21 protein-coding genes are annotated in these 22,233 nt (G+C 67.9%); 11 read left to right on the top strand and 10 right to left on the bottom strand.

Annotated features, from left to right (window positions below):
- The first annotated feature begins 1 nt into the window (after nucleotide 1).
- The 8 genes from NOCYR_RS27625 to NOCYR_RS27590 all read left to right on the top strand — a co-directional run bounded on the left by NOCYR_RS27625 (nucleotide 2) and on the right by NOCYR_RS27590 (nucleotide 8,584).
- Nucleotides 2–1,549, top strand: coding sequence for an MlaD family protein (locus NOCYR_RS27625; RefSeq protein WP_014353720.1), 1,548 nt, complete (start codon nucleotides 2–4; stop codon nucleotides 1,547–1,549).
- Complete coding sequence (locus NOCYR_RS27620; RefSeq protein ID WP_014353719.1) at nucleotides 1,546–2,574, top strand: MCE family protein; 1,029 nt, start codon at nucleotides 1,546–1,548, stop codon at nucleotides 2,572–2,574. Before NOCYR_RS27625 ends, NOCYR_RS27620 begins: the two co-directional genes overlap by 4 nt.
- Nucleotides 2,571–3,563 (top strand): MCE family protein, encoded by a 993-nt coding sequence (locus NOCYR_RS27615; protein WP_014353718.1) that lies wholly within the window; start codon nucleotides 2,571–2,573, stop codon nucleotides 3,561–3,563. Before NOCYR_RS27620 ends, NOCYR_RS27615 begins: the two co-directional genes overlap by 4 nt.
- On the top strand, nucleotides 3,563–4,642 hold the full coding sequence (locus NOCYR_RS27610; protein WP_014353717.1) for an MCE family protein: 1,080 nt from the start codon (nucleotides 3,563–3,565) through the stop codon (nucleotides 4,640–4,642). Before NOCYR_RS27615 ends, NOCYR_RS27610 begins: the two co-directional genes overlap by 1 nt.
- Nucleotides 4,639–5,742 (top strand): MCE family protein, encoded by a 1,104-nt coding sequence (locus tag NOCYR_RS27605; RefSeq protein ID WP_048833799.1) that lies wholly within the window; start codon nucleotides 4,639–4,641, stop codon nucleotides 5,740–5,742. The genes NOCYR_RS27610 and NOCYR_RS27605 overlap by 4 nt, the downstream gene beginning before the upstream one ends.
- Nucleotides 5,739–6,899 carry an MlaD family protein gene (locus tag NOCYR_RS27600; protein WP_014353715.1) on the top strand — a complete coding sequence of 387 codons (1,161 nt, stop codon included), beginning with the start codon at nucleotides 5,739–5,741 and terminating at the stop codon, nucleotides 6,897–6,899. The genes NOCYR_RS27605 and NOCYR_RS27600 overlap by 4 nt, the downstream gene beginning before the upstream one ends.
- A gap of 132 nt (nucleotides 6,900–7,031) precedes the next feature.
- Entirely contained in the window at nucleotides 7,032–7,955 is a 924-nt protein-coding gene (locus NOCYR_RS27595; protein ID WP_014353714.1) for a hypothetical protein, read from the top strand.
- 8 nt (nucleotides 7,956–7,963) lie between these two features.
- Nucleotides 7,964–8,584 carry a hypothetical protein gene (locus NOCYR_RS27590; protein ID WP_148280784.1) on the top strand — a complete coding sequence of 207 codons (621 nt, stop codon included), beginning with the start codon at nucleotides 7,964–7,966 and terminating at the stop codon, nucleotides 8,582–8,584.
- A 72-nt stretch (nucleotides 8,585–8,656) separates the two neighbouring features.
- On the opposite strand, the gene NOCYR_RS27585 is transcribed toward NOCYR_RS27590, so the two are convergent.
- The 6 genes from NOCYR_RS27585 to NOCYR_RS27560 form a co-directional block, all read right to left on the bottom strand.
- Nucleotides 8,657–9,250 (bottom strand): ribonuclease H family protein, encoded by a 594-nt coding sequence (locus NOCYR_RS27585; protein WP_014353712.1) that lies wholly within the window; start codon nucleotides 9,248–9,250, stop codon nucleotides 8,657–8,659.
- 10 nt (nucleotides 9,251–9,260) lie between these two features.
- Nucleotides 9,261–9,731: an SRPBCC family protein gene (locus tag NOCYR_RS27580; protein WP_014353711.1), complete on the bottom strand. Its 471-nt coding sequence runs from the start codon at nucleotides 9,729–9,731 to the stop codon at nucleotides 9,261–9,263.
- Between the two features lie 93 nt (nucleotides 9,732–9,824).
- Nucleotides 9,825–11,033, bottom strand: a complete 1,209-nt coding sequence (gene lhgO, locus NOCYR_RS27575; RefSeq protein WP_014353710.1) for an L-2-hydroxyglutarate oxidase — start codon at nucleotides 11,031–11,033, stop codon at nucleotides 9,825–9,827.
- Nucleotides 11,034–11,142: 109 nt separating this feature from the next.
- Nucleotides 11,143–12,498: a hypothetical protein gene (locus tag NOCYR_RS27570; protein WP_014353709.1), complete on the bottom strand. Its 1,356-nt coding sequence runs from the start codon at nucleotides 12,496–12,498 to the stop codon at nucleotides 11,143–11,145.
- A gap of 135 nt (nucleotides 12,499–12,633) precedes the next feature.
- On the bottom strand, nucleotides 12,634–13,806 hold the full coding sequence (locus NOCYR_RS27565) for an FAD-dependent oxidoreductase (RefSeq protein WP_014353708.1): 1,173 nt from the start codon (nucleotides 13,804–13,806) through the stop codon (nucleotides 12,634–12,636).
- A complete protein-coding gene (locus NOCYR_RS27560) occupies nucleotides 13,803–14,462 on the bottom strand; it encodes a TetR/AcrR family transcriptional regulator (protein WP_014353707.1) in 660 nt (219 codons plus the stop codon). The genes NOCYR_RS27565 and NOCYR_RS27560 overlap by 4 nt, the downstream gene beginning before the upstream one ends.
- A gap of 283 nt (nucleotides 14,463–14,745) precedes the next feature.
- Between NOCYR_RS27560 and NOCYR_RS27555 the strand changes: the two genes are divergently transcribed.
- Both NOCYR_RS27555 and NOCYR_RS27550 read left to right on the top strand, forming a co-directional pair.
- On the top strand, nucleotides 14,746–15,537 hold the full coding sequence (locus NOCYR_RS27555; protein WP_014353706.1) for a TIGR03084 family metal-binding protein: 792 nt from the start codon (nucleotides 14,746–14,748) through the stop codon (nucleotides 15,535–15,537).
- A 349-nt stretch (nucleotides 15,538–15,886) separates the two neighbouring features.
- On the top strand, nucleotides 15,887–16,618 hold the full coding sequence (locus NOCYR_RS27550; RefSeq protein ID WP_014353705.1) for a hypothetical protein: 732 nt from the start codon (nucleotides 15,887–15,889) through the stop codon (nucleotides 16,616–16,618).
- Between the two features lie 125 nt (nucleotides 16,619–16,743).
- Here the strand turns inward: NOCYR_RS27550 and NOCYR_RS27545 are convergent, their stop codons facing one another.
- The 3 genes from NOCYR_RS27545 to NOCYR_RS27535 are packed head-to-tail and all read right to left on the bottom strand — an operon-like array spanning nucleotide 16,744 to nucleotide 18,840.
- Entirely contained in the window at nucleotides 16,744–17,406 is a 663-nt protein-coding gene (locus NOCYR_RS27545) for a YdcF family protein (RefSeq protein ID WP_048834488.1), read from the bottom strand.
- A 49-nt stretch (nucleotides 17,407–17,455) separates the two neighbouring features.
- Nucleotides 17,456–17,917 (bottom strand): ArsR/SmtB family transcription factor, encoded by a 462-nt coding sequence (locus NOCYR_RS27540; protein ID WP_048833797.1) that lies wholly within the window; start codon nucleotides 17,915–17,917, stop codon nucleotides 17,456–17,458.
- Nucleotides 17,905–18,840, bottom strand: coding sequence for a serine hydrolase (locus NOCYR_RS27535; protein WP_014353702.1), 936 nt, complete (start codon nucleotides 18,838–18,840; stop codon nucleotides 17,905–17,907). Before NOCYR_RS27535 ends, NOCYR_RS27540 begins: the two co-directional genes overlap by 13 nt.
- A 360-nt stretch (nucleotides 18,841–19,200) precedes the next feature.
- On the opposite strand from NOCYR_RS27535, the gene lon reads away from it, so the two are divergent.
- Complete coding sequence (lon, locus tag NOCYR_RS27530) at nucleotides 19,201–21,648, top strand: endopeptidase La (protein WP_014353701.1); 2,448 nt, start codon at nucleotides 19,201–19,203, stop codon at nucleotides 21,646–21,648.
- A gap of 141 nt (nucleotides 21,649–21,789) precedes the next feature.
- Here the strand turns inward: lon and NOCYR_RS27525 are convergent, their stop codons facing one another.
- Complete coding sequence (locus NOCYR_RS27525; RefSeq protein WP_048833794.1) at nucleotides 21,790–22,230, bottom strand: PaaI family thioesterase; 441 nt, start codon at nucleotides 22,228–22,230, stop codon at nucleotides 21,790–21,792.
- Nucleotides 22,231–22,233 lie beyond the last annotated feature (3 nt).

Genomic DNA, 22,233 nt, shown 5'->3' with positions numbered 1-22,233 from the left:
AATGATCATCGATCCGAGTGGGCGCGGGCCCACCATGCGGCAACTGCTCATCGCAGGTGTGTGCGGGCTCGTCGTCTTCGCAGTCATTCTCGGCTTCCTGATGGCGCGCTATCAGGGCTACTTCGTGCCCAAGGTGAACGTCACCGCGAACCTCACCACCACCGGTGACGGCCTGCCGCAGGACGCCGACGTCAAGTTCCGCGGCGTGCTGGTCGGCGCCGTCGACAGCGTGTCGGTGGCCGCGAAGGGCGAACTCCAGCAGGTCAATATCGAGCTGAAGCCCGAGTACGTCGACGGCATCCCCGACAACGTCACCGCGCGCGTGGTGCCGAGCAACCTGTTCGCGGTCACCTCGGTCGAGCTGGTCTACAACGGCCAGTCCGACGGGCACCTGGAAGAGGGCTCGGTCATCGAGGAGGACACCAGCAAGGGCACCGTCGCCTTGCAGGACACCCTCACCACCGTGCAGAACATCCTCGACCAGATCGACCCGATGCAGTTCGGCCGGGTGCTCGGCACGCTGTCCTACGCCCTCGACGGCAGCGGCCGGGTGCCCGGTTCCACCATCGAACGGCTGGACCGCTGGCTCACTACGGTCGACGAGTCGATCCCGGATCTCGGTGTGCTGCTCGGTGATTTCTCCGCCTCGGCGCACGCGCTGAACGAATCCGCGCCGGAACTGATGGACGTGCTGGCCAGCTCGGTCACCACCGCTCGCACCATCGCCGACCGCCGCTCGGATCTGGCCGCCCTGATCAGCGGCGCCAGCGTCACCGCGGACAAGGTCAACCATCTGTTCGCGGTCAACCCGAACTCCGGTAAAGAGATCACCGCGGGCTTGAACGCCACCATCGGCGCGCTCGCCTCCGACCCCAGCGCGATCACCAACGCGATCGCCAACCTGAACACCTCCACCCGCAAGCTGAACACGGTCTTCCACTGGGGTCCGCAGCGGCAGATGGTGTGGAACGCGGGCGTCACCTTCACCCCGTGGCAACCGAACACCGTGAAGGACTGCCCGCGCTACGGCGATCTGGCCGGTCCCAGCTGTGCCACCGCGCCCGCGGTCGCCGATCCCGGTGTGCTGCCGGAATCCATGCGGCCGGGCCGGTTGAAGTCGGCCGAGGGACTGCCGGTGCTGCCGCCGATGCCGGGCATGCCCGCAATCCCCGGCGTGACCACCCAGGTCACCGCGCCGTCGGCGCCCGCGCCCACCGCGGCCGTGCCGAACCCGTTCGCGGGCACCCCGCTCGAAGGCCTGTTCCCGAACCTGGTGCCCGGCGCTCCCGCTCCGGCCGCATCGCAGCCGGGGACCCCGGCGCCGGCCACCCAGCCCGGCACGGACAAGCCCGCACAGGGTGAGGTCGCGCCCGCGGCGAACACTGAGCGGCCCGGCGTGAAGCCGGCGGCCCGGCCCATCGCCTACACCGACGATCCGGCGCTGACCGCGCTGCTGGGCCGGCGGGCCTCCACCCTCGAATACATGATGTTGAGCACGGCTCTGGAAGGCGGCACTGTGCAGGTCACCGCAGAGGGGGCCGGCCGATGAGCATCCGCAAACCGCTGATCGGCTTCAGCCTCTTCGCCGTCGTATCGGTGCTGGTCACCGTGGTCATCTGGAACACGCTGGCCCGCACCGTCGACGGCGACACCAAGACCTACTCGGCCACGTTCACCGACGTGCTGGGTCTGCGCGAAGGTGACGACGTCCGCATGGCGGGCGTGCGCGTCGGCAAGGTCGAAAAGATCGAACTCGACGACAACAACGACGCCCACGTGTCGTTCATCGTCCAGGACGAACAGACCCTCTACGGCAACACCAAGGCGCTGGTCCGCTACCAGAACCTGATCGGCCAGCGCTATATCGCGCTGGCGCCGGGCACCGGCGGGGACGCCACCCCGCTGGAGGACAACGCGACCATCCCGCTCGAGCGCACCGAGCCGTCCTTCGACATCTCGGCGCTGCTCAACGGATTCCAGCCGTTGTTCCAGGCGCTCGAGCCCGAGCAGGTCAACCGCCTGTCGGAGACGTTCGTGCTGGCATTGCAGGGTGACCGGATCTCGCTGGGCCAGTTCATCACCCAGGCCGCCACGCTGGCCACCGATTTCGAGCGCAGGGACGCCATTCTCAGCGATGTGATCACCAACCTCAGCGGCATCATGTCGGGGTTGGCAAAACGAGGGGACGAATTGGAGACGCTGGTAACCCAGACCAGGGCGCTGATCGGCGGGCTCTATGAACAGGGCCAGTCCTTGCAGCAGTCCACCGTGCAGATCGCCGACGCCACCACCGCATTGGTCGACATGGTCGGCAATATCCAGCCCAAGCTGGACGCCGCCCAGCGCTCGACCACCGACGCGCTGACGCTGCTGCTGGCCAACGGCGCCAAGCTCGACCAGGCCGCGATCGACCTGCCGTCGGTGCTCGCCGACGTGGGCCGGTTCACCTCCGAGGGCGCCTACGCCAACGCCTACATCTGCCGCCTCGACGTCTCGCTGTACGGAATCCTGTTCCCGCGCGGGCTGTTCTCGCAGATCGGTGGCAACGGACAGTCGGCGGTGTGCCGCCCATGACCAAGATCAAAACCTGGTTCAACGCCAACCGCTACTTCGGTCTCGGCATCATCGGCGCCGCCCTGGTTGCGGTGGTGGTGATCGCGTCCTCCGGCTTCCAGAGCCTCGGCATCGGCGAGCAGTCGATCGAGGCGGAGTTCGTCCAGGCCGCAGGCATCAAGGTCGGCGACAAGGTCGACGTCGCCGGCGTCCCGGTCGGCCGGGTCTCCGGCGCCGAACTCGAGGGCGATCACGTGGTGATCACCCTGCAGGTCAGCGACGATGTGAAGCTCGGCCCCGACGCGCACGCCTCGATCAAGATGGCGACGCTGCTGGGCGCCCGCTACATCGACCTGGAGCCCGGTGACGGTTCGGGCCTGCCGGACAAGCGGATCCCCAAGACCAACACCACGGTTCCCTACAACCTGGCCGACGTCGTGCAGCGCGGTACCCCGAAGTTCGAGGAACTCGACACCGCCAAGCTGGCCGAATCGCTGAACCTGGTCAATCAGCAGCTCGGCGGTTCGCCGGAGCTGATCGCGCAGGCGCTCGACAGTGTCGGCGCGCTGGCCAAGACCATCGACTCGCGCAAGACCCAGGTCGACACCCTGCTCAAGGACCTGGACCGGGTCACCACCATCCTGGCCGACAACCGCAACAGCGTGCTGCTGGTGGTCACCCAGGGCGAGGCGATCGCCAGCCGGGTGATGGAGCGGCAGAACCTGCTGCGTCAGCTGCTCGACAATGTCGCCACGCTGACCGCCCAGTTGCAGCAGATCGGCGCGCAGAACGACAACCAGTTCTCCGGCACCCTCGATCAGCTCAACATCATGGCCTCAGGCCTGCAGAAGAACAAGGACAACCTGGACCGGCTGCTGTCGATCATGCCGCCCGCGGTGCGCTACCTGGCCAACGCCTGGGGTAACGGCAACTACGCCGAGGTCAGCCTCCCGTGGCTGTTCCCGGACAACTGGTTGTGCTTCGCCCAAGTCGCCGAGGGGTGCGCGTGATGAGACTCAAAACGATCGCCCAGTCGCTGTTCGTCGCAGCCACCGCGCTGCTCGTCGGTAGCTGCTCGCTGCTGCCGGGTCCGTTGAACAACGACATCAAGATCACCGCGGATTTCGAGAACATCGCGGGCATGTACGAGGGCAACAGCGTCCAGGTGCTCGGGATCGACGTCGGCAAGGTCGACAAGATCGTGCCGCGCGGCACCTTCGTCGAGGTGCACATGACCCTCGACGGTGATGTGAAGTTCCCCAAGGACGCCATGGCCGTGGTGATCTCGCCGTCGATCGTCACCGACCGCCACATCGAGATCACCCCGCCGTTCACCGAGGGCGAGACGCTCTCCGACGGCGACCACCTGCCGCTGGAACGCACCGACGTCCCGGTCGAACTCGACACGATGATCAAGACCATCGATCAGTTCGCCGCGGCGCTCAAACCAGAAGAGGGCCAGGAAGGCCTCGGTCCGCTGTCGGGCCGGGTGCTGTACCCGATGCTCGACGGCAACGGTGAGAAGATCCGCGACACCCTCAACGCGCTGTCGAGTGCGCTGAAGGTCGGCCTCGACAACAAGGACGCGATCTCGACCATCATCATCAAGCTCAACGAGCTCACCACCATGCTGGCCGAAAACGATCAGTCGGTACGCGATTTCAGCAACCAGGCCACCCAGATGACCACCCTGCTCGCCGAGCAGGCGCCCGGTCTGCAGGCGACGCTGGATCAGCTCAACAGCTTCCTGACCAACACCAGCTCGATCTTCGCCGACCACCAGGCCCAGATCAGCGACACCCTGACCAGGATGACGGCGGTCACCGACCAGCTGCGCCAGAACGCGCGCGGGCTCACCGAGGTCATCGACGTCGCGCCGATGCTGCTGGAGAGCATCGACAAGTCGATGAACAAGGAGCTCGGCTACATCCGGCTGCACACACTCGTCGGCGGCACTCTCGCCGGCGAGCAGATCAGCCTGTTCTGCGAACGCATCCAGATGCGTGCCGACGGTTGTCGAACCGGCCGCATGGAGGACTTCGGTCCCGACTTCGGACTCACCGCCGCACTGCTTGGACTGACGAAATGATGAATCGAATCAGCAGACGAGCCCGCCGCAGCATGGTCGCGGTCGCGGCGGTCGGGGCGATGTCGGTGACCTCCGGCTGCGGCCTGACCGTGGAGAAGCTGCCGCTGCCCAAGCCGGGCGCCTCCGGCGACACCTACTCGCTGACGGCGGTGTTCGACAACGCGCTGAACCTGCCCGATCAGGCCAAAGTGAAGGTCGGCGGTTCCGATGTCGGTGTGGTCACCGGGATCAGGACCTCGAACTTCCAGGCCATCGTTGATATGGATATCAGCACCGATATCCAGCTCCCGGTCGGCAGCACCGCCGAACTGCGCCAGGCCACCCCGCTGGGTGATGTGTTCGTCGCGCTGTCCATGCCGCCCGCCGAACCCGGCACCCAGATGATGCAGGACGGCGACACACTGCCGCTGGAGCAGACCTCGGCGGGCGCCACCGTCGAGGAGCTGCTGCTGTCGGTGTCGATGATGTTCAACGGCGGCGGCATCGCCCACCTGGCCCGGCTCGGCGCCGAACTCGACTCCATCGTCGGCGGTCGCAGCGATCAGGTGGTGCATCTGGTCAATGAGCTGACCGGCGTCGTCACCAGCATGAACGACAACTCCGCCCGGATCGACAGCGTGCTCGCCGAATTCGGCGCGCTGGCCACCACGCTGGAGGCCAGGCGCTCCGACCTCGGTCAGGTCGCCGACACCCTGCCGAACATGATCGGCGCGGTCGCGGAGAACAACAAGGCCATCGGTGATCTGCTCGCCAAGATCGGCACCGCCAGTGTCGCGCTCGGCGACTACGCCAACACCTCCGGCGGTGAGCTGGCCGGGCTGCTCGACAGCCTCGATCAGCTGATGGGGGCCTTGGCCGCCACCGGCGACAACTTCGGTGCGGTGCTCGACGCGCTCCGCGAGATCCGCCCAGGCGTGAACGCGACCTTCCGCGGTAACAGTCTCGCCGCGCAGGTCAACGTCACCAACCTCGATATCGCCTTGCTCACCGCCCCCGGCACCAGCAAGTTCTTCGATCTCAACGATCTGAACGACTTCGCGGGCAGCCTGATTCAAGTGCTCCAGGTCGTCTACGGCCGGGTGACGGGAGGACACAGGTGAAAAGCCACAGGATCCTCTACTCCACCATCGGCCTGGTGCTGGTGCTGATCATCGGCGCGGCGTACCTGCTGGTCAACGTCATGCGGATCAATCCGCTGCGCGGCACCTACACCGTCACGGTGACCCTGGACCGCTCCGGCGGTCTGCAGCCGGGCAACGACGTCACGCTGCGTGGCTTCCGCGTCGGCAAGGTCGATTCGATCACGCTGATCAACGGCGGCTCGGCCATCGCGGCCACCGCCGAGATCGACAACCGCTACGACATCGCGGTGGACACCGTGGTCGCGGTGCAGGCGCTGTCGGCGGCCGGTGAGCAGTACATCGACTTCCGTCCCGATACCGATCAGGGCCCGTTCCTGACCGACGGCTCGGTGATCGAATACAACCCGGACACCGTGCGCACGCCCACCCCGGTGTGGGCGGTGCTCGACGACACCAGTGCGTTGATCGCCCAGATCGATCCGAAGCACTTCGACGTCATCCTCAACGAGCTCGACATCGCGCTCAGCGGTGGCCCGGATCAGCTGCGTTCGCTCATCGACGGCGTCAGCATGGTGGCCGCGGGTCTGGATTCGCTGCTGCCGCAGACCTCGAATCTGATCGCCAACCTGCGCACCATCGCCGCGACGACGTCCAACGCCCAGCCCGACCTCGGGACGCTGACCCGCAACTCGGGCGTGCTGTTCGAGCAGTTCAACAACGCCAACGCCGAATTGCAATCGGTGCTGTCGCAGGCCCCAGGCCAGTTCGCCAGCCTCGGCGCGGTGCTCGACACCACCACCGATCCGATCACCGGCCTGGTCAACAACTTCGTCGCCATCACCAAGGCGGCGCAGCTGCGCACCCCGGCCATGCGGGCGCTGTTCCCCGCGCTCGAACTCGGTGGCGCGGCGCTCGGCGTGCCCGCCCACGACAACGAATTCCACACCATCCTCGACATCTGGTTGCGGCCCTACTGCCAGTACCAGTCCACCCCGGCCAGCCCGCAGGTCGTCTCCGACGGGACCATGCCGAAGTGGAACTACTGCGAGAACCCGCCGCCGGGACAGCAGATCCGAGGTGCGGTGAACGCGCCGCGGCCGAACATCCCGGACAACGGCTCGCATATGCCGCCGGGTGTGGATCCGAACGAACGGACCATGCCGCCGGTGCGGTAACCCCGACCGGCTGAACGGCCGCGTGTGCGCCGGGGCATACTCGCAGTTGACTGCCTGCGGCCCGGCGCGCGCGTGGCCGGACGAAATACACGGCACACCCCGAGGTGTGCCGGGAAGGTGTGAACAGTACTCATGTCCACAGATGACGCCGCTTCCGACGCGGACGCCGGGCGGGATGGCGCGACGACGGGACCGGCGGGCGACGCCGAATCCGCCGAGGCGACCACACCGGCCTCCGATGTCGACGCCGAGTCCACGGACGCTACTGACGATGCGGCCGGCCAGGCCGACAAGGCGGAGGCCGGTACGACCAGCACGGCGGACGCGGACAAGACTGTGAAGGCCGAGACGGGCGAGTCGGGCGCGGATGCCGAGAAGACCGTCAAGGTCGGCAAGGCGGATGCGGACGAGACGGTCAAGATCGGCAAAGCCGACGCCGATGAGACCGTCAAGGTCGCCGCGGCCGACGCCGACGAGACCGTCAAGATCGACAAGTCCGACGCCGACAAGACCGTCAAGGTCCGCACCCCCGCCGCCGCCAAGGCCGCAGGCACCAAGAGCCGCAACCCGCTGTTCATCGCCGCCGGCGTGGCCCTCGTCCTGGCGATCGCCGCCGCCATCGCCGGCGTGGTGTTCTTCATCCAGTCCGGCAACCGCGAGGACGAGCTGGAGACTCGCGCCGACGCCACCAGGGCGGCCTGCGACTTCGGCAACCAGTTCGCCACCTACAGCGGCGACAAGGTCGACGACTACCTGGCCCGGCTCAACGACACCGCGACCGGTGAGTGGAAGCAGATGGTCGCCCAGCTCGGGCCCGATCTGAAGGCCCGGTTCGAGGGCAGGCAGGTCAATTCGCGGGCCGATGAGGTCATGTGCGGTTACGCCTCCGGCGACGAGGACAACGCCACCCTGGTCCTGGTCATCGACCAGTCCTTCTCCACCGCCGATGTCCCGAACTCCACCCCGGGCAAGGTCCGCGTGGCGGCCAATGTGGAGATGCAGAAGGAGAACGGGCGCTGGCTCGTGGCCAAGTTCGACTTCCCGGCAATGGGTTAGGCGGCGGCGTGACGAAAGAGAGTGAGACCGGACCTATGGTCGACAACGCCGACAACAATGAGCGCGGTGTGCTGCCCGTCGTCCTCGCCTTCGTGGCGGGGGTGGTGCTGGTGGCGCTGGTCGTCACCGCCGTCGTGTTCTTCCGGCAGGCGCAGCAGCGCGGCGACGAGCTCGCCGCGCAGGACGAGTCCAGCCGGGCCGCCTGCGAATTCGCCCGGGTGACCAACACCTACGACTACGCGGGCAACCTGGACAACTTCATCGCCGAGCTCAAGGGCCGGGCGACCGAGAACGTGGTCTCGGATCTGGAGCAGAACTGGGAAGTGCTGCGGCAGATCCTGGTCGAGTCCCAGGTCAAGGCCTGGGTGGACAAGGCGACCTGCGGTTTCCGTTCCGGTGACACCGAGAAGACCGAGGTGCTGGTGAACCTCAGCCTGATGAAGACCAACTCGGTCACCCCCGAGCCCAAGCGCCAGGACATCGCCGTCGTCGCAGGCATGGAGAAGTCCGGCGACAAGTGGCTGGTCAACAAGTGGGAGCTGGCCATGCTGCCCGGCCTCGACCCGAACGCCGCCCAGCAGCCCCCGGCCCCGCCGGCCGATCAGCCCGCGCCGGAGCCCGGCAACTGATCCGCTGAAGCGACCCCCGGCGGCGGGTCGAGCCACCGCCGCCGGAGGTCTATTCAGGTGGTCGGTGCGACGCTAGAACAGCGTCAAAGCCTCTGCGGCCGGCTGCTTCGCGACTTTTCGCGAAGTGGCCGGCTTTTCTTGTGTCACAGGCGGTTCCGCGCGTACGGCCGGGGCGGGGATGGTGGTCGTCAGCGCGGGCAACTCGACGGTCACCGGGTCGGCAGCGGCGGTAGGGTCGGCGGCGACGCGGCGGGCGGCCTGCCCGGCCAGCGTGTCGGCCTGTTCGTTGAAGTAGTTGCCGACATGTCCGCGCACCCAGCGGAATCGCACCGGGCCGGGCCGGGAGGCGATGGCTCGATCGATCTGCTGGATGAGCTCGGCATTCTTGACCGGGGCGCCGGTGGAGGTGCGCCAGCCGTTGCGGCGCCAGCCCGCGATCCACTCCGAGGCGCATTTGATGGCGTAGAGCGAGTCGCTTTCGATCAGCAGCGGTTCGTCACCGGGGTGGGCGAGCACGGCCTCGAGGAGCGCGCGGAGTTCCGCGATCTGATTCGTGCCCGACGCGGCTCCCCCGCTATCGGAGGGGCCCTGATGGTTGACCCATGCCCAGCCGATGGCGCCGCCGGGATTACGCAGGCAGGATCCGTCGGTGCTCACGATGATCATGCCTGGCACCCTACGCAATCCGGCCGACAAGATCGGTACCGTGGAATTGCTCTATCTCCCTTCGCAGCCGGGACTCCGTGCGGCGCAGGGCCGAACGGACACCGGATTCGATCGGCCGGGCGAGCAGGCGGCCGATGAGGCCACGCGGCGGCTCGTAGTCGACCTCCGAGGTGAGCACCGAGCGCCCGTAGCCCAGCGGATCGAATCGCAGTGTCAGAGTTCCGGATAGACGTCCACGCAGGGTATACCCGATCACGACATTGCGCCGGTACTCGGTGATCTCGCAGGTGAGCGTGGTGCGCAGGAGGAGCAGGCGGGCGTAGGTGCGAAAGCGCGCGCCGAGTCCGCGGTCGGCGTCGCCGCTGGGTTCGAACTCGGCGACGCCGAACATCCAGTCCGGTACGAACAGGTGATTGTCCGTGTAGGTGAACGCCACCTCGACCGGTGCGCCGACGTCGCTGGCATATCTGATGCGGCCCATGGGCCCTCCCTCCACGGCTCCGACAAAAGTACTACAGCGTTCCTCTTTATTCGAGAGTTGTGCCGAGATTTGGGGAGGTGGATTTCCAGATCGCTACCGGCCGGTTGCTTGGTCGGCGGGCAGGCCGAGCCGGTCGACGATGTGATCGGCGATGGGCAGCGCCGAGGTCGCCGCCGGCGACGGCGCGTTCAGCACATGCACCATCCGCGCCGTGCGCTCGACCAGGAAGTCGTGGATCAGCGTGCCGTCCCGGGCCACCGCCTGGGCGCGAATGCCCGCTTCCCGCGGTCGCAGGTCGTCCATCGTCAGCTCCGGGCAGTAGCGCCGGCATTCGGCCAGGTAGCCGCGCTTGAACAGGGAATTACGCAGCTCCCGCAGCCCAGTGCGGACATTGGCCAGCGCCACCCGGTGCATGCCCGGATAGCCGAGTATCTCGCGGGCGTCGCGCAGATCGACGCTGCCCTTGCGGTAGCCCTCCCGGGACAGGCCGAGCACGGCATTCGGCCCCACCGTGAGATCACCGTCGATGGTCGGGCTCAGATGCACGCCCAGGAACGGCAGCTCCGGATCCGGAATCGGATAGATCAGGGTGCTGACCAGCCCCGCCCGCGACGCCGGCAACTGGTAATACTCGCCCCGGAACGGCACGATCCGGGTATCGATGCGCAACCCCGCCATCCGGGCCACCCGATCGGCCTGCAACCCCGCACACGCCACCAGCGCCTTCGCCGTCCAGCTCCCCGCCGGCCCCGACACCGTGACACCCGCATCCGTCTCGGTGACGTCGTCGACCCGCGCCCCGAGCACGATCCGCCCGCCCGCCGCGCGCACCTGCCCGGCCAGCGCGGCGGTGATCCGCCGGTAGTCCACGATCCCGGTATCGGGGACGAACAACGCCCCCACCCCGCTCACCCGCGGCTCCCGCCGCGCCAGCTCGCCGGCATCGAGCAACTCGACATCCACCCCGTTCACCCGCGACCGCTCATACAGCGCCAGCATCCGCTCCCGCTCGGCCCCATCGGTCGCCACCAGCAGCTTCCCGCACTCGGAGAACGCGATCCCGTTCGCCGCCGCGAACTCCTTCGTAGCCCGAGCCCCCTCCCGGCACAACCTCGCCTTCAAACTGCCCGGCGCATAGTAGATCCCGGAATGAATGACCCCACTGTTATGCCCGGTCTGATGGATTCCGAGCGCCTCGGCCTTCTCCACCAACACCACACTCGCCCCCGGCGCCCGCCGCAGAATCCGATACGCGGTAGCCACCCCGACAATCCCGCCCCCGATCACACAGAAGTCGTACATGCGATTCAGCTCTTGTCCGGGGTCGTCGACATGAGTTGCACGATAGGCGCGTGGTCGACGGTGCGCGCAATGGGACGGTGACGTCCGTCCGCATCGGCCATGCGCGGGACTACCACCCGAACAACAGCAGGTGCACCCCGCCGACGACAACGCCGAGCAGCCCGCCGTGGACGTACAGCAGCCAGGCGTCCTGTTCGACGGAGGCGTAGAACATTTCCATGAACTCGCCGGGGGTGAGTTGTTTGAGTTTGCGGGCGGCGAATTCGTCGATCTTCTTGGCTTGTTGCTCGGTGAACTCGGCGTCCTCGACGAGGGTGGGGGCCAGGCCGACGGCGGCGCCTGCGGCTCCGACCTTGAGGTTGTCGAATTGGCGGCGGCCGAAGGCGGCGCGGACCATCGAGGTGGTGCGGCCGAGTTGGCGGTGGATCTCGTCGGAGATCAGGCGTTCCAGCAGCTGACGGGTCTTGTCGCCGTTGGGGCCTTCGAGCAGCTCCTTGGACAGGTTGGGCAGCGTGAGCACTTGGTAGGCGAGGATGTGGGCCAGGTCGACCGCGGCTTGGGGCTGGCGTTTGGCCAGCAGGGCCTGCCGCCACAGGTATTTGTAGCGGGGTTGCGGATCGCCTGGCTCGAACACCATCTTGATCGCGATCAGGTTGACCAGCACGCCGATCCCGGCCGACACCAGCAGCACGACCACCCACGCGGGCACCCAGCCGAGCACCGGGATGTTCGGATGCACATGCAGATACAGCGCGAGCAGCAGGCCGAAGGGCGCGCCGAGCAGGCCGATGCGCACCATGAACCGCAGCTCCGGCGCGGCGATGGTGGTGGTCAGGTCCTTGAGGATGATCGGGTTGTCCTGCAGGTAGCGGATGACGAAACCCTTGACGTCGATCAGCTGGTCGACGTTGTCACCCAGCGATTCGAACGCGCGCCGGCACAGCGCGGGCAGCTCCCGGTCCACCCGCTGGTAGACCAGCTGCTTCATCGCCCGCGGCAGCGAACCCCACAGCTCGGGGTTCTCCCGGTACATGACGTCGTCGACGATCGCCTGCACCTGCTTGTGCGCCATCTCGGCCACATAGTCGGCGATACCGTCCAGGTCGAGTTCATGGATGAAATCGCGGGGGCTGCCGATCCGCATCAGCGCTTTGTCCACGCAGATGCTGGCCATCTTCTCCGCGCGGGCCGGGATGAAGCCCTGGAATCCGAAGCGGGAACCGTCCTCGGAGAACACCGGCAGCACCTGCACCCGGCGCGGCAGATAGGGGTAGAGCACCTTGAGGCCGGGCACCCGGACACCACGGAAGCGCAGCGGCCAGAACAGCATCAGCACGCCGGTCCAGTTGGTCAGCCAGCCCGCGATTCCGGCGAAGATCGGGAAGCTGATCAGGTCGACCACGAACTTCGACTGCCCGGTCAGCTGCTCCCAGTCGATGAACACACCGGACGCGAGTGTGATCACGCGGGCTCTCCCTAGGCCGGCCGGTACAGATACCGGAATGGTTGTCTGAGACATCGAATGAGACTCGAGGTCCCAACATTCTCATTGCCCCGTGGAGGTGTCAACGACGCGGGGGCTCGCGCAGCGGCCACTCATTCATGATCGCGTCACGCTGCGGGCGGGCAGGGCGGCGACCGCGCGTTCGGCCGCGACCAGGGCGCTGTTGATCGCGATCTCGCCACGCATCCCCGGGGCGGCGACCATATCGCCGGCCAGGAAGACGTCGCCGCCGCGGTTGATGGCCGGGCGGTCGCGCCAGGTCTGTCCGGGCAGGTCGAGCGCGCCGGTGCGGCCCTTCGCCGTGGCCGTTCGAGTGAAAGTGGTGCGCGACGTCCGGCCGGGGATCACCAGATCGGCGAACTCGGCCAGGCGCTGCTGCGCGTCCTTGGGTGATTCGCCGGCCCGCACCGGCATCTGGAGCTGGAATAGCGACTCCCCGGGCGGGGCGATGCTGTCGTCCTGCATGGTGTAGGACTCGTGGAAGCCGCCGGCATCCAGATCGAAGACGATGCTGCGGTCGCGCGGCGAACTCTGCACGGCGATATCGAGCAGCGCGGCGTATCCGCTGGTCCAGGTCAGGCTGTCGTCGCCGAGCAGGCGCCGGGCCGAAGCCAGCTCGGTGGCCACGATCACCGGTCCGGCGGAGGTGTCGATGCTGTCGACCCGCGCACCGGTGCTGATCTCGACACCGAGTTCGCGGGCCCGGGCGACCATCCGGTCCACCGTCCGCTGCCAGCCGCCGCGCACCCACCGCACCGCGGGCACGCGGGGTCCGAGTACTCGCTGGAACAGGCCCCAGACGAACGCCGCCGACAGACGTCCGGTGTCGGCGTCGTAGGTGGCCACACTGATGGCGTTGGCGATGTGCTCGGCGGTCGCCTCGCCCCAGCGCGCCGAGGCCCAGCTGCGGAAGTCGATGTCCACCGGCGGTTTCAGGTCGAATCGTGCCTGCGCGCGCAGCATCCGCGCGGGCGGGATCCGGCGGACGCGACCGTCGGTGCGGAATCCGAGGCGCCCCAACTGCCGTGGCGCGGGCCAGCCGAGGCCAGCGGTGAACCCGCGCGCCTTCAGCCAGGTGTAATGCGGCCCGTCGGCATAGAAGACGTGGGCGCCGTCGTGGGCGATGTAGGGGCCGGAGGTGGCCCGGCCGCGCCCACCGAGCGTCGCGTGCGCCTCGAACAGCCGTACCGGCGCACCGGTTTCCGCGCAGGCGATGGCGGCGGTGAGGCCGGCCAGACCGCCACCGATCACGGTGATGTGCTGGGTCATCGCAGGGACTCCTGTCCATTCGGGGTGAGGGGTACGGCCGCTTCGATCTGTGCGGCGATCAGTTCCGCGGTCGCCCGCAGATAGCGTTCGCTGTCCATTCCGGAGGGGTGGTCGCCGCCGAAGATGTCGCACATCAGCCAGTAGTGGGCGATGGCGCCGACGATGACGGCGGCGGTGGCTTCCCAGTCGGCTTCGGCGTGCCGCGGACCGGCCAGTTCGGCAAGCCCCCGCGCGACCACCGAGGTCACCACGGTGTACTCCTCGCGGCGGAATACCGCGAGCACTTCGGGGGCAATCGAGTTGTCGCGCAGCAGGATCCGGGTGACGTCACGGTCGTGTTCGAGGCGCATGAGCCCGATCCGGCACAGCATCCACAGCCGGTCCACCGTCGATGCGCTCGGCGCGACCGCGCTCAGGAACCCCGCGATGGAGAAGTCCGGCTCCAGGAATTGCTGCCATTCGCCCCGGTCGACCAGTCGCGACCGCACCGCCTCGACGAGCAGTTCGTCCTTGGAGGCGAAGTGCCGGTACAGCGCACCGGAGCCACCCGAGAGCCCGGCGGCCGCTTCGATCTGCGCGACCGAGGTGCGCGCGAAGCCCTGGGTGCCGAACAGTCGCAGCGCTTCGGCGACGATTCTTTCGCGGGTCGAGGCCATCCGAACTCCTGCAAGTAACCACTTACTTACATGACAGCGCGAGGCGTGACCTCGGGGCAAGGGTTGCGGCTCGAGACGGCCGAAAGGCGCTACCGCCGCTCAGGAAGCCTCCCCCTACCAGCTGTTTTCTGAATTTCTAGGTTCCGTGATCAGCGCCTTGAAGTCTGCTGGCGTCAAATACAAGCACGCATGCTTGCTTCTTTCCGACCGAGCTGCGATGCTGAATCGCGACGTCACCTCGAGTGACATCCGGCAACGACGACGCGGGGGCAAGGACACGACCATGGCTGACCTCGAAGCGCTACTCGGCGATCTGGCCGAGGAGAGCGCCGACCTGGAACGACTCGTCGCCCCGCTCGCACCCGCCGAGTGGGCCACCCCAACGCCGGCCGAGGGCTGGACCATCGCCCATCAGATCGGCCACCTGGCCTGGACCGATGAAATCGCCACGATCTCGGCGAGCGATGCCGACCGGTTCGCGAAGCTCGTCGCCGAGGCCGGGCCGCGCGTGCTGACCTTCGTCGACGAGGCCGCCGAGGAAGCCGCGGCCGATGAGCCGGCTCAGCTGTTGCAGCGCTGGCGGCGCAGCCGCACCGAACTGGCCGACGCGCTGCGCAACGTTCCCGATGGCGCCAAGGTGCCGTGGTTCGGGCCGCCGATGAGCGCGGCGTCCATGGTCACCGCGCGGACGATGGAGACCTGGGCGCACGGTCAGGACGTGGCCGACGCGCTCGGCGTCACCCGCACGCCGACCGCCCGGCTGCGCACCGTCGCCCATATCGGCGCCCGGACCAGGAACTTCGCCTATATGGTGCGCGGCAAGCAGGCGCCGGCCGAGGAATTCCGGATCGAACTCACCGCGCCCGACGGCAGTCTGTGGACCTGGGGTCCGGAGGACGCCGCGCAGCGCGTCACCGGCCCGGCCCTGGATTTCTGCCTGCTGGTCACCCAGCGCAGGCATCGTGACGATCTCGCCCTGACGGCGGTGGGCGCGGATGCGGCCGAATGGCTGACGATCGCGCAGGCCTTCGCCGGTCCGAGTGGTGAGGGGCGCGCAGCGGGGCAGTTCGCCTGACCGAGCCCGCCCGCGCCGGTACGCGAAGCGGGCGAGCGCCAGTCTGGGTGCGTCGCGACGAATCGGACGTCATTGGCCGGGTGTCTCGATAGGGCAGTCGAGAATGACGCTCGCCAGCGACCTGGGAGTACCCGTCGCTGACCACCGCGAAACCTCGTCGACGCGGATGGTTCACCCTCGTGTCACGTGAATGCCGCAGTACCGCCGCCTGCGGGTCCGGCGCTTGTGATGCTGCTCTCAGCGATGCGGCATGCTCACCCTCCACGCCGTAACCTGGACGAGCGTACGGCTTTCAACGATGCGGGCCGTCGACCCCAGGGAAACCAGGGCGGAGGGAAAGGAAAGCATCGTGTCAGCATTCGAGTCTGCTCAGATCGCTCGCCATACCGCCATCGTGCTGGCCGGCGCGGCCAGCCTCAGTCTCACCGTGGTGTCCGGCGCCTATATCGCCACGAACATGCCGGGCCTCGACCGTCCAGGACAACTCGCCGGCCCCTCGGTGCCGAACATCCGCGACGGCGCCCCGCGAACCGGTGCGGCCCATCGCACCGGGTCCATCCTGCTCACCGACGGCTCCGGCCAGGCTGCCGTCTACCGCGATCGGCCCGCCGCCGCCCCCGTCGTCGTGCCACCGCCCGCAGCCGTCGCGCTACCCGCCGAACCGCAGCCCGCCCCCACCGACCCTGCCGGAGTCGGCGGCCGCCTCGGCCTCGGCACCACCTACGTCGGCGCCCGGGTGGCACCAGCGCAGACCAACACCGTCTCCATCACCCTCGACACCAACGCCCTGACGGTGCTGAGCGGAATCCTGATGTCCGACCCGATCCGCGAACGCCTCGGCGTCTCCACCGACCCGTCCGGCGTCACCCAGATGCGCACCGACGTCGACACCCGCCGCGGAGAGGTGACACTGGTGTTCTCCGACCCGACGCTCGGCGAGCACGCGCTCGAGTTGGACCGGAATCCGGCACCGGGACAGGCGGATCGGGTCGAGGACGATCCGGCAGCGGCTCAGGCGCCGGGCGCTGCGCAGGACAAGCCGGTACTTCGGGACAACGGAAGTGACGTCGTCACAACCTGATTCCCGCTGCCTGAGTGAATCATGAAGCGGGCGTTGGTTTTCGTTCGGTAGCCGCGTCGGTCGTGACCGCCGCCACGACTAACGGAACCTCCGGTTGTTCAGAGCCGACCGCGTCCTCGCAGGCCTCACTCAGGGAGGAGCCGATCGTCGTAGCCCGCGTCGACCAGACGCCGGTAGGCACTTCGCACCTCATCCGGAACCTCAATGGGTATCGCCCAGCCCTTCATCGGGTACAGCCATGCCCGCTGAACTTCACCCACGAGCATCGTCACCACTCGGTTGACGTCGCCGATCGCGCACAGGTAGTCGTCGAGGGAGACCGGGCTCGACGTGCACACGATATCCACCTCGGGCCACAGCTTTCTGCACACAGCGTGCGTGCGGCGCTGGTGGTACGGCCGACAGATCAGTACCGCGGACCGGATCGCATCGAGGAGCCCTGCTTGTCGCAGCAGCCGATGTGTGAACGCGATGTTCTCACTGGTGTTGGTCGCCTCCGGTTCGACGAGAACAGCCTCGGCGGGTACGCCCAGCGCCAAAGCCCGCTCGCGATAGTGCACTGCCTCCCCGCGTGGAAACACCGCGGTCGTAGTCGGGGAGTTCGCTCCACTGAACACGATCATGGGGATGCGACCCTGGCGGTACAGCGTTGCAGCCCAGTCGGCCACCGCCAGATCGTGACTGCCCAGGCCGATTCCGATGTCGGCCGAACGCACGGCTTGATGCATCTGGGTGAAAGACCACAGTGTCTCGACATCGGCCCGAATTCGCGCGGGCAGTTCCACCATCGACACGCGAGGCTCCTGGTCAGTCGGGAATCCTGAAGCAGTAGCAGCCCTACCGCAGCACCTCGGCTATGTCGGCGGCGGCCGTCATCAGGATCAGTATCGGAACGACTTTCTGCGCGGGAATCCGGTAAGCCCCACGGGAGTGTTGTTCGATGACCTTGGCCGCGGTCAGGGCGCGGATGTGATGGTAGAGCTGGCCGGCGGAGGTGAGGGAAACCGCTTGCGCCAGTTCGGCGCCCGTGCGTGGGCCGTCGAGCAGGGATTCGACCAGGGCGCGGCGGACCGGGTGGCCGAGGGCGGCGAGGACGTCGACGCGGGCCTGCGCGGGCAGTTGTGGGATGGCGGCGGCGCTATAGCGGATCGTCCAGTCGATCGGGCCGCCGAAATCGACGCTGCCGCCGTATTCGACGAAGCCGCGTTCGGCATCCTCGGTTCGCCGCCGGCCCTCCAGCTCTTCGATCCGCGCCTCCAGCTCGGCCAGTTTGGCAGCGACGTCGATCATGTCGCGCATGCTAATCGGCGCCACGTCGCCGGCTCGGTCATGGCCCTGAGCAGCAGTTGCTGTTCACTCAGGGTCGCGAGCGCGGCGATCCAGGTGGACTCGGGCATGCGATGGTCGAGCAGGACGGCGGTCGCGACCGTGCCCTCGGTGCGGCGCAGGTAGAAGGCATCGGCCAGCATGCCGGGATAACTACCGCCCTTGGCGCCGATCGCGACGGATCCGGCCGGTGGTCGCGGCCATTCCAGCTGGGCGCGTGCCACCTCGCTGCCCGGACCGAAACTGCCGGTCGCGATGGCGCGAAACATTGATGCGAGTTGGCGAGCCGAGCCGGTGGCCGTGGTCTCGGTCCACGCCAATTGAATGTCGATCGGCGGCAAGGTCTTCGACTGGATCGTTGCTCGGTAGGTGGGGTCGCTCGCGTACCGCTGCGCTGTCGCCCAACCCCCGTCGCTACCCGGGTCGAGTGCGCGGATGGCCTCCCCGAGTTTGGTGTTAGGCGTGTAGTCGTGCCATCCGCCGGCCGCGGCCGCGTCGATCAGTGCCTGGTCGCCGAGGCGGTCGCGCAGGTAGTCGTGGACGGCGTTGTCGCTTTCCTGGATCATCGCGCTGACCAGCTGATCAAGGGTGACAGTCGCGGCGGTGAGGCGGGCACGTGCTCGCAGATGCGCGCCGCCATCGGTTCCGGGGAGATACCAGCGCTCCCACTCGCTGACCGGCACCGCTTCCCGCGGATCGAGCGTGCCCGCCGCGACGGCGCGGGCGTACGCCGCGAGTACAACGACCTTCACCGTCGAGGCGAGGGGCTGCTGGTCGTCGGCCCGGCGTTCGATGGTGTTGCCCCGGCCGTCATCGATCGCGAGGGCGATGGTGTCCGGTTCGGCGTGGATCCGGCCCAGCCATTCCTCGGCCGTCGCGACCCCGGGCTCGGGCATCGGCCCGCATGTTCTCTCGGCAGCGCCGGGACTCGCGCATCCCGTGAGCAGCGGAATAACCATGGCCGCGACGACCCCCCACCTACGACCCACGGCCTTCTCCTAAATTCCGTAATTCCGCAAAAACGAACTAACACCGACAGGCTAGCTGCGATCGCAGTGGCTGTCGAGGTGCTCGCGCGCGGTCGCTCTCGCCTGACGGTGGCTTACGTATGCGATGGCATCGAGGTGAGCACCCTCTTTCTTCGCTGTGAGTGAACGTCCCCACTCCCCCGGAACAAACCCGAATACCCCGGGGTTGAGTAGGCATCGCTCAACTTTGAAAGGGTCGAAGACGTGACTGCAGCTCAGAATTTGCCGGTGCTGTTCCTGACCGATCCGATCGTGCTGCCGGGCATGGTCGTGCCCATCGAACTCGACGAATCGGCGCAGGCGGCGATTGATGCCGCGCGGGCCGCGAAGACCGACCAGGTGCTGGTCGCGCCCCGTTTGGATGAGGGGTATGCGGCGTACGGCGTGGTCGCCACTATCGAACAGGTCGGCCGGCTGCGCGGTGGTGCGCCGGCGGCGGTGCTGAAGGCGGAGCGGCGCGCCAAGATCGGGCACGGGGTGACCGGGCCGGGTGCGGCGCTGTGGGTGGAGGCCGAACCGGTCGAGGACGTCCCCGCCGACGGCCGGACCAAGGAACTCGCCGCCGAATACAAGAAGCTGGTCGTATCGGTGCTGCAACGGCGGGAGGCCTGGCAGGTCATCGACGCGGTCAATCAGCTCAGCGATCCGTCCGCGATCGCCGATACCGCGGGCTATGCCACCTACCTGACCAGCGAACAGAAGCGGGAACTGCTGGAAACTCCGGAGCCGGCCAAGAGGCTGGCCACGCTGATCGAGTGGACCAAGGCGCATATCGCCGAGGCCGAGGTCTCGGAGAAGATCAGCGAAGAAGTCCGCGAGGGCATGGAGAAGAGTCAGCGCGAATTCCTGCTGCGCCAGCAGCTCAACGCCATCCGCAAGGAGCTCGGCGAGGACGAGCCCGACGGCGCCGAGGACTACCGCACCCGCGTCGAACAGGCCGATCTACCGGATTCGGTGCGTGAGGCCGCGTTGCGCGAGGTCGGCCGGCTGGAGCGGGCCAGCGATCAGAGCCCGGAATCGGGCTGGATCCGCACCTGGCTCGACACCGTGCTGGAGCTGCCGTGGACGGTGAAAACCACCGACAGCACCGACGTTTCGGCCGCGCGTGCCGTGCTCGACGCCGATCACCACGGCCTCGACGAGGTCAAGGACCGGATGGTGGAGTACCTGGCGGTGCGCTCGCGGCGCGCCGCACGCGGGCTGGAGGTCGTCGGCGGACGCGGGTCCGGCGCGGTGCTGGTGCTGGTGGGTCCGCCCGGTGTGGGTAAGACCTCGCTGGGTGAGAGCGTCGCGCGGGCGCTGGGCCGCAAGTTCGTGCGGGTCGCGCTCGGTGGTGTGCGCGATGAGGCCGAAATCCGTGGCCACCGACGCACTTACGTCGGCGCGCTGCCCGGCCGGATCGTGCGCGCGATGAAGGAAGCCGGTTCGATGAACCCGGTGGTGCTGCTGGACGAGATCGACAAGGTCGGCTCCGATTTCCGGGGCGATCCGGCCGCGGCGCTGCTCGAGGTGCTGGACCCGGCGCAGAACCACACCTTCCGCGACCACTACCTGGACCTGGATCTTGACCTGTCCGACGTGCTGTTCATCGCCACGGCCAACGTCATGGAGACCATTCCCGGCCCGCTGTTGGACCGCATGGAACTGATCACCGTCGACGGCTACACCGAGGACGACAAGGTCGCCATCGCCCGCGACTTCCTGGTCCCGCGCCAGCTGGAACGCAATGCGCTGACCGCCGAGGAGGTCACCGTCACCGACGCGGCGCTGCGCGAGCTCGCGGCGAACTACACCCGCGAGGCCGGGGTCCGGCAGATGGAGCGGCTCATCGCCAAGGCGTTGCGGAAGGCGGCGACCAAGCTGTCGGAGGGCGGTCCGGTCGCCGATGCGGTGCCGACGATCGGTCTCGGCTACGACCCCGATCTCGGCTACGACGACCTGCTTGCGGAGGTCGCATCGGAGAACAGCCGTGTCGCCGAATCCGGCCGCACCGCAGCGGTTTCCGGTGAGTCCCTGACGATCGACGTCGGTGATCTGAAGGACTACTTGGGCCGTCCGCGGTTCACCCCGGATTCGGTGGAACGCACCGCCGTCCCCGGTGTGGCCACCGGCCTGGCGGTGACCGGCCTCGGCGGCGATGTGCTCTACATCGAGACCAATGCCGTCGACGGTGAACGGTCGCTGACGCTCACCGGCCAGCTCGGCGACGTGATGAAGGAGTCCGCGCAGATCGCCTTGACCTACGTCCGCTCGCACCTGGAAGAAATCGGCATCGAACCCTCGGTGCTGGACCGCAATATTCACGTGCACTTCCCGGCGGGCGCGGTGCCCAAGGACGGCCCGTCGGCCGGCGTCACCATGGTCACCGCCCTGGTGTCGCTGGCGCTGGGACGGCAGGTGCGTGCGGATGTCGGCATGACCGGTGAGGTCACGCTGAACGGCCGGGTGCTGCCGATCGGCGGCGTCAAGCAGAAGCTGCTCGCCGCTCAGCGGGCCGGCCTAAAGACGGTGTTCATCCCGGCCCGCAACGAGCCGGACCTGGATGACGTCCCCGCCGATGTGCTCGCCGCCCTGGACGTCCGCCCCGTCAGCGATGTGGCCGACATCCTGGCCTACGCCATCGAGCCGGTCGCCGAACCGGCATTGGATGGCCGGCCGTTGGCGGCCACCGCCTGACCTGGGGTGGCGCCGCCGGCGTCACGCTGAACGGAGCCGTGCCTGTGCTGAGCGGGCACGGCTCCGTTCGTTCCGGGGCTTCATGTGCGGCGTATGGCCGAGCAGGGGTCCGGTCAGGCCGTCCGGGACTCCCCCGGGATTTCAGCCGCCGTTGCCCAGCTCGCGGTCGACGGTGCGGGTGGTGCCTTGCGCGACGGCGCACAGGACGGGCTCGCCCCCGTCGTCCTCGCTGTAGATCTCGCAGCTCACCACCGCTTGGCGGCGGGTCGAGCCGGTCACCTTCGCCTCGGCGCGCAGCCGCTTCCCGCTCGCCGGGCGCAGGTAGGTCACCGAGAACCCGCCGGTCAGCACGTTGGGACCCAGCACCGTGCCGGCCGCGAAGGTGATCGCGTTGTCGGCCGCGTAGGCCAGCACGCCGCCGTGCACGAAACCGAACTGCTGGCCCAGTTCCTCCCGCAGCGGGATCACCAAGGTCGCCGCGCCGTCCCCGAACCCCGTCAACTCCGTGCCGACCAGCTGCGCGAACGGCTGCGCGGCCAGCACCTGGCGTGCCTGCTCGATTCCGAGTTCTGGAGTGGTCATCAA

It is taken from the genome of Nocardia cyriacigeorgica GUH-2, from assembly GCF_000284035.1.
Taxonomy (GTDB): Bacteria; Actinomycetota; Actinomycetes; order Mycobacteriales; family Mycobacteriaceae; genus Nocardia; species Nocardia cyriacigeorgica_B.
Note: the sequence above shows the minus strand (reverse complement) of the source record. Positions and strands in the feature narration are given on the sequence as shown.

Bases quoted from the DNA above. Each gene is read 5' to 3' on its own strand.
- NOCYR_RS27625 (WP_014353720.1), top strand. From the start codon at position 2: ATGATCATCGATCCGAGTGGGCGCGGGCCCACCATGCGGCAACTGCTC.
- NOCYR_RS27620 (WP_014353719.1), top strand. From the start codon at position 1,546: ATGAGCATCCGCAAACCGCTGATCGGCTTCAGCCTCTTCGCCGTCGTA.
- NOCYR_RS27615 (WP_014353718.1), top strand. From the start codon at position 2,571: ATGACCAAGATCAAAACCTGGTTCAACGCCAACCGCTACTTCGGTCTC.
- NOCYR_RS27610 (WP_014353717.1), top strand. From the start codon at position 3,563: ATGAGACTCAAAACGATCGCCCAGTCGCTGTTCGTCGCAGCCACCGCG.
- NOCYR_RS27605 (WP_048833799.1), top strand. From the start codon at position 4,639: ATGATGAATCGAATCAGCAGACGAGCCCGCCGCAGCATGGTCGCGGTC.
- NOCYR_RS27595 (WP_014353714.1), top strand. From the start codon at position 7,032: ATGTCCACAGATGACGCCGCTTCCGACGCGGACGCCGGGCGGGATGGC.
- NOCYR_RS27585 (WP_014353712.1), bottom strand. From the start codon at position 9,250: ATGATCATCGTGAGCACCGACGGATCCTGCCTGCGTAATCCCGGCGGC.
- NOCYR_RS27580 (WP_014353711.1), bottom strand. From the start codon at position 9,731: ATGGGCCGCATCAGATATGCCAGCGACGTCGGCGCACCGGTCGAGGTG.
- lhgO (WP_014353710.1), bottom strand. From the start codon at position 11,033: ATGTACGACTTCTGTGTGATCGGGGGCGGGATTGTCGGGGTGGCTACC.
- NOCYR_RS27565 (WP_014353708.1), bottom strand. From the start codon at position 13,806: ATGACCCAGCACATCACCGTGATCGGTGGCGGTCTGGCCGGCCTCACC.
- NOCYR_RS27560 (WP_014353707.1), bottom strand. From the start codon at position 14,462: ATGGCCTCGACCCGCGAAAGAATCGTCGCCGAAGCGCTGCGACTGTTC.
- NOCYR_RS27555 (WP_014353706.1), top strand. From the start codon at position 14,746: ATGGCTGACCTCGAAGCGCTACTCGGCGATCTGGCCGAGGAGAGCGCC.
- NOCYR_RS27545 (WP_048834488.1), bottom strand. From the start codon at position 17,406: ATGGTGGAACTGCCCGCGCGAATTCGGGCCGATGTCGAGACACTGTGG.
- NOCYR_RS27540 (WP_048833797.1), bottom strand. From the start codon at position 17,917: ATGCGCGACATGATCGACGTCGCTGCCAAACTGGCCGAGCTGGAGGCG.
- NOCYR_RS27535 (WP_014353702.1), bottom strand. From the start codon at position 18,840: ATGCCCGAGCCCGGGGTCGCGACGGCCGAGGAATGGCTGGGCCGGATC.
- NOCYR_RS27525 (WP_048833794.1), bottom strand. From the start codon at position 22,230: ATGACCACTCCAGAACTCGGAATCGAGCAGGCACGCCAGGTGCTGGCC.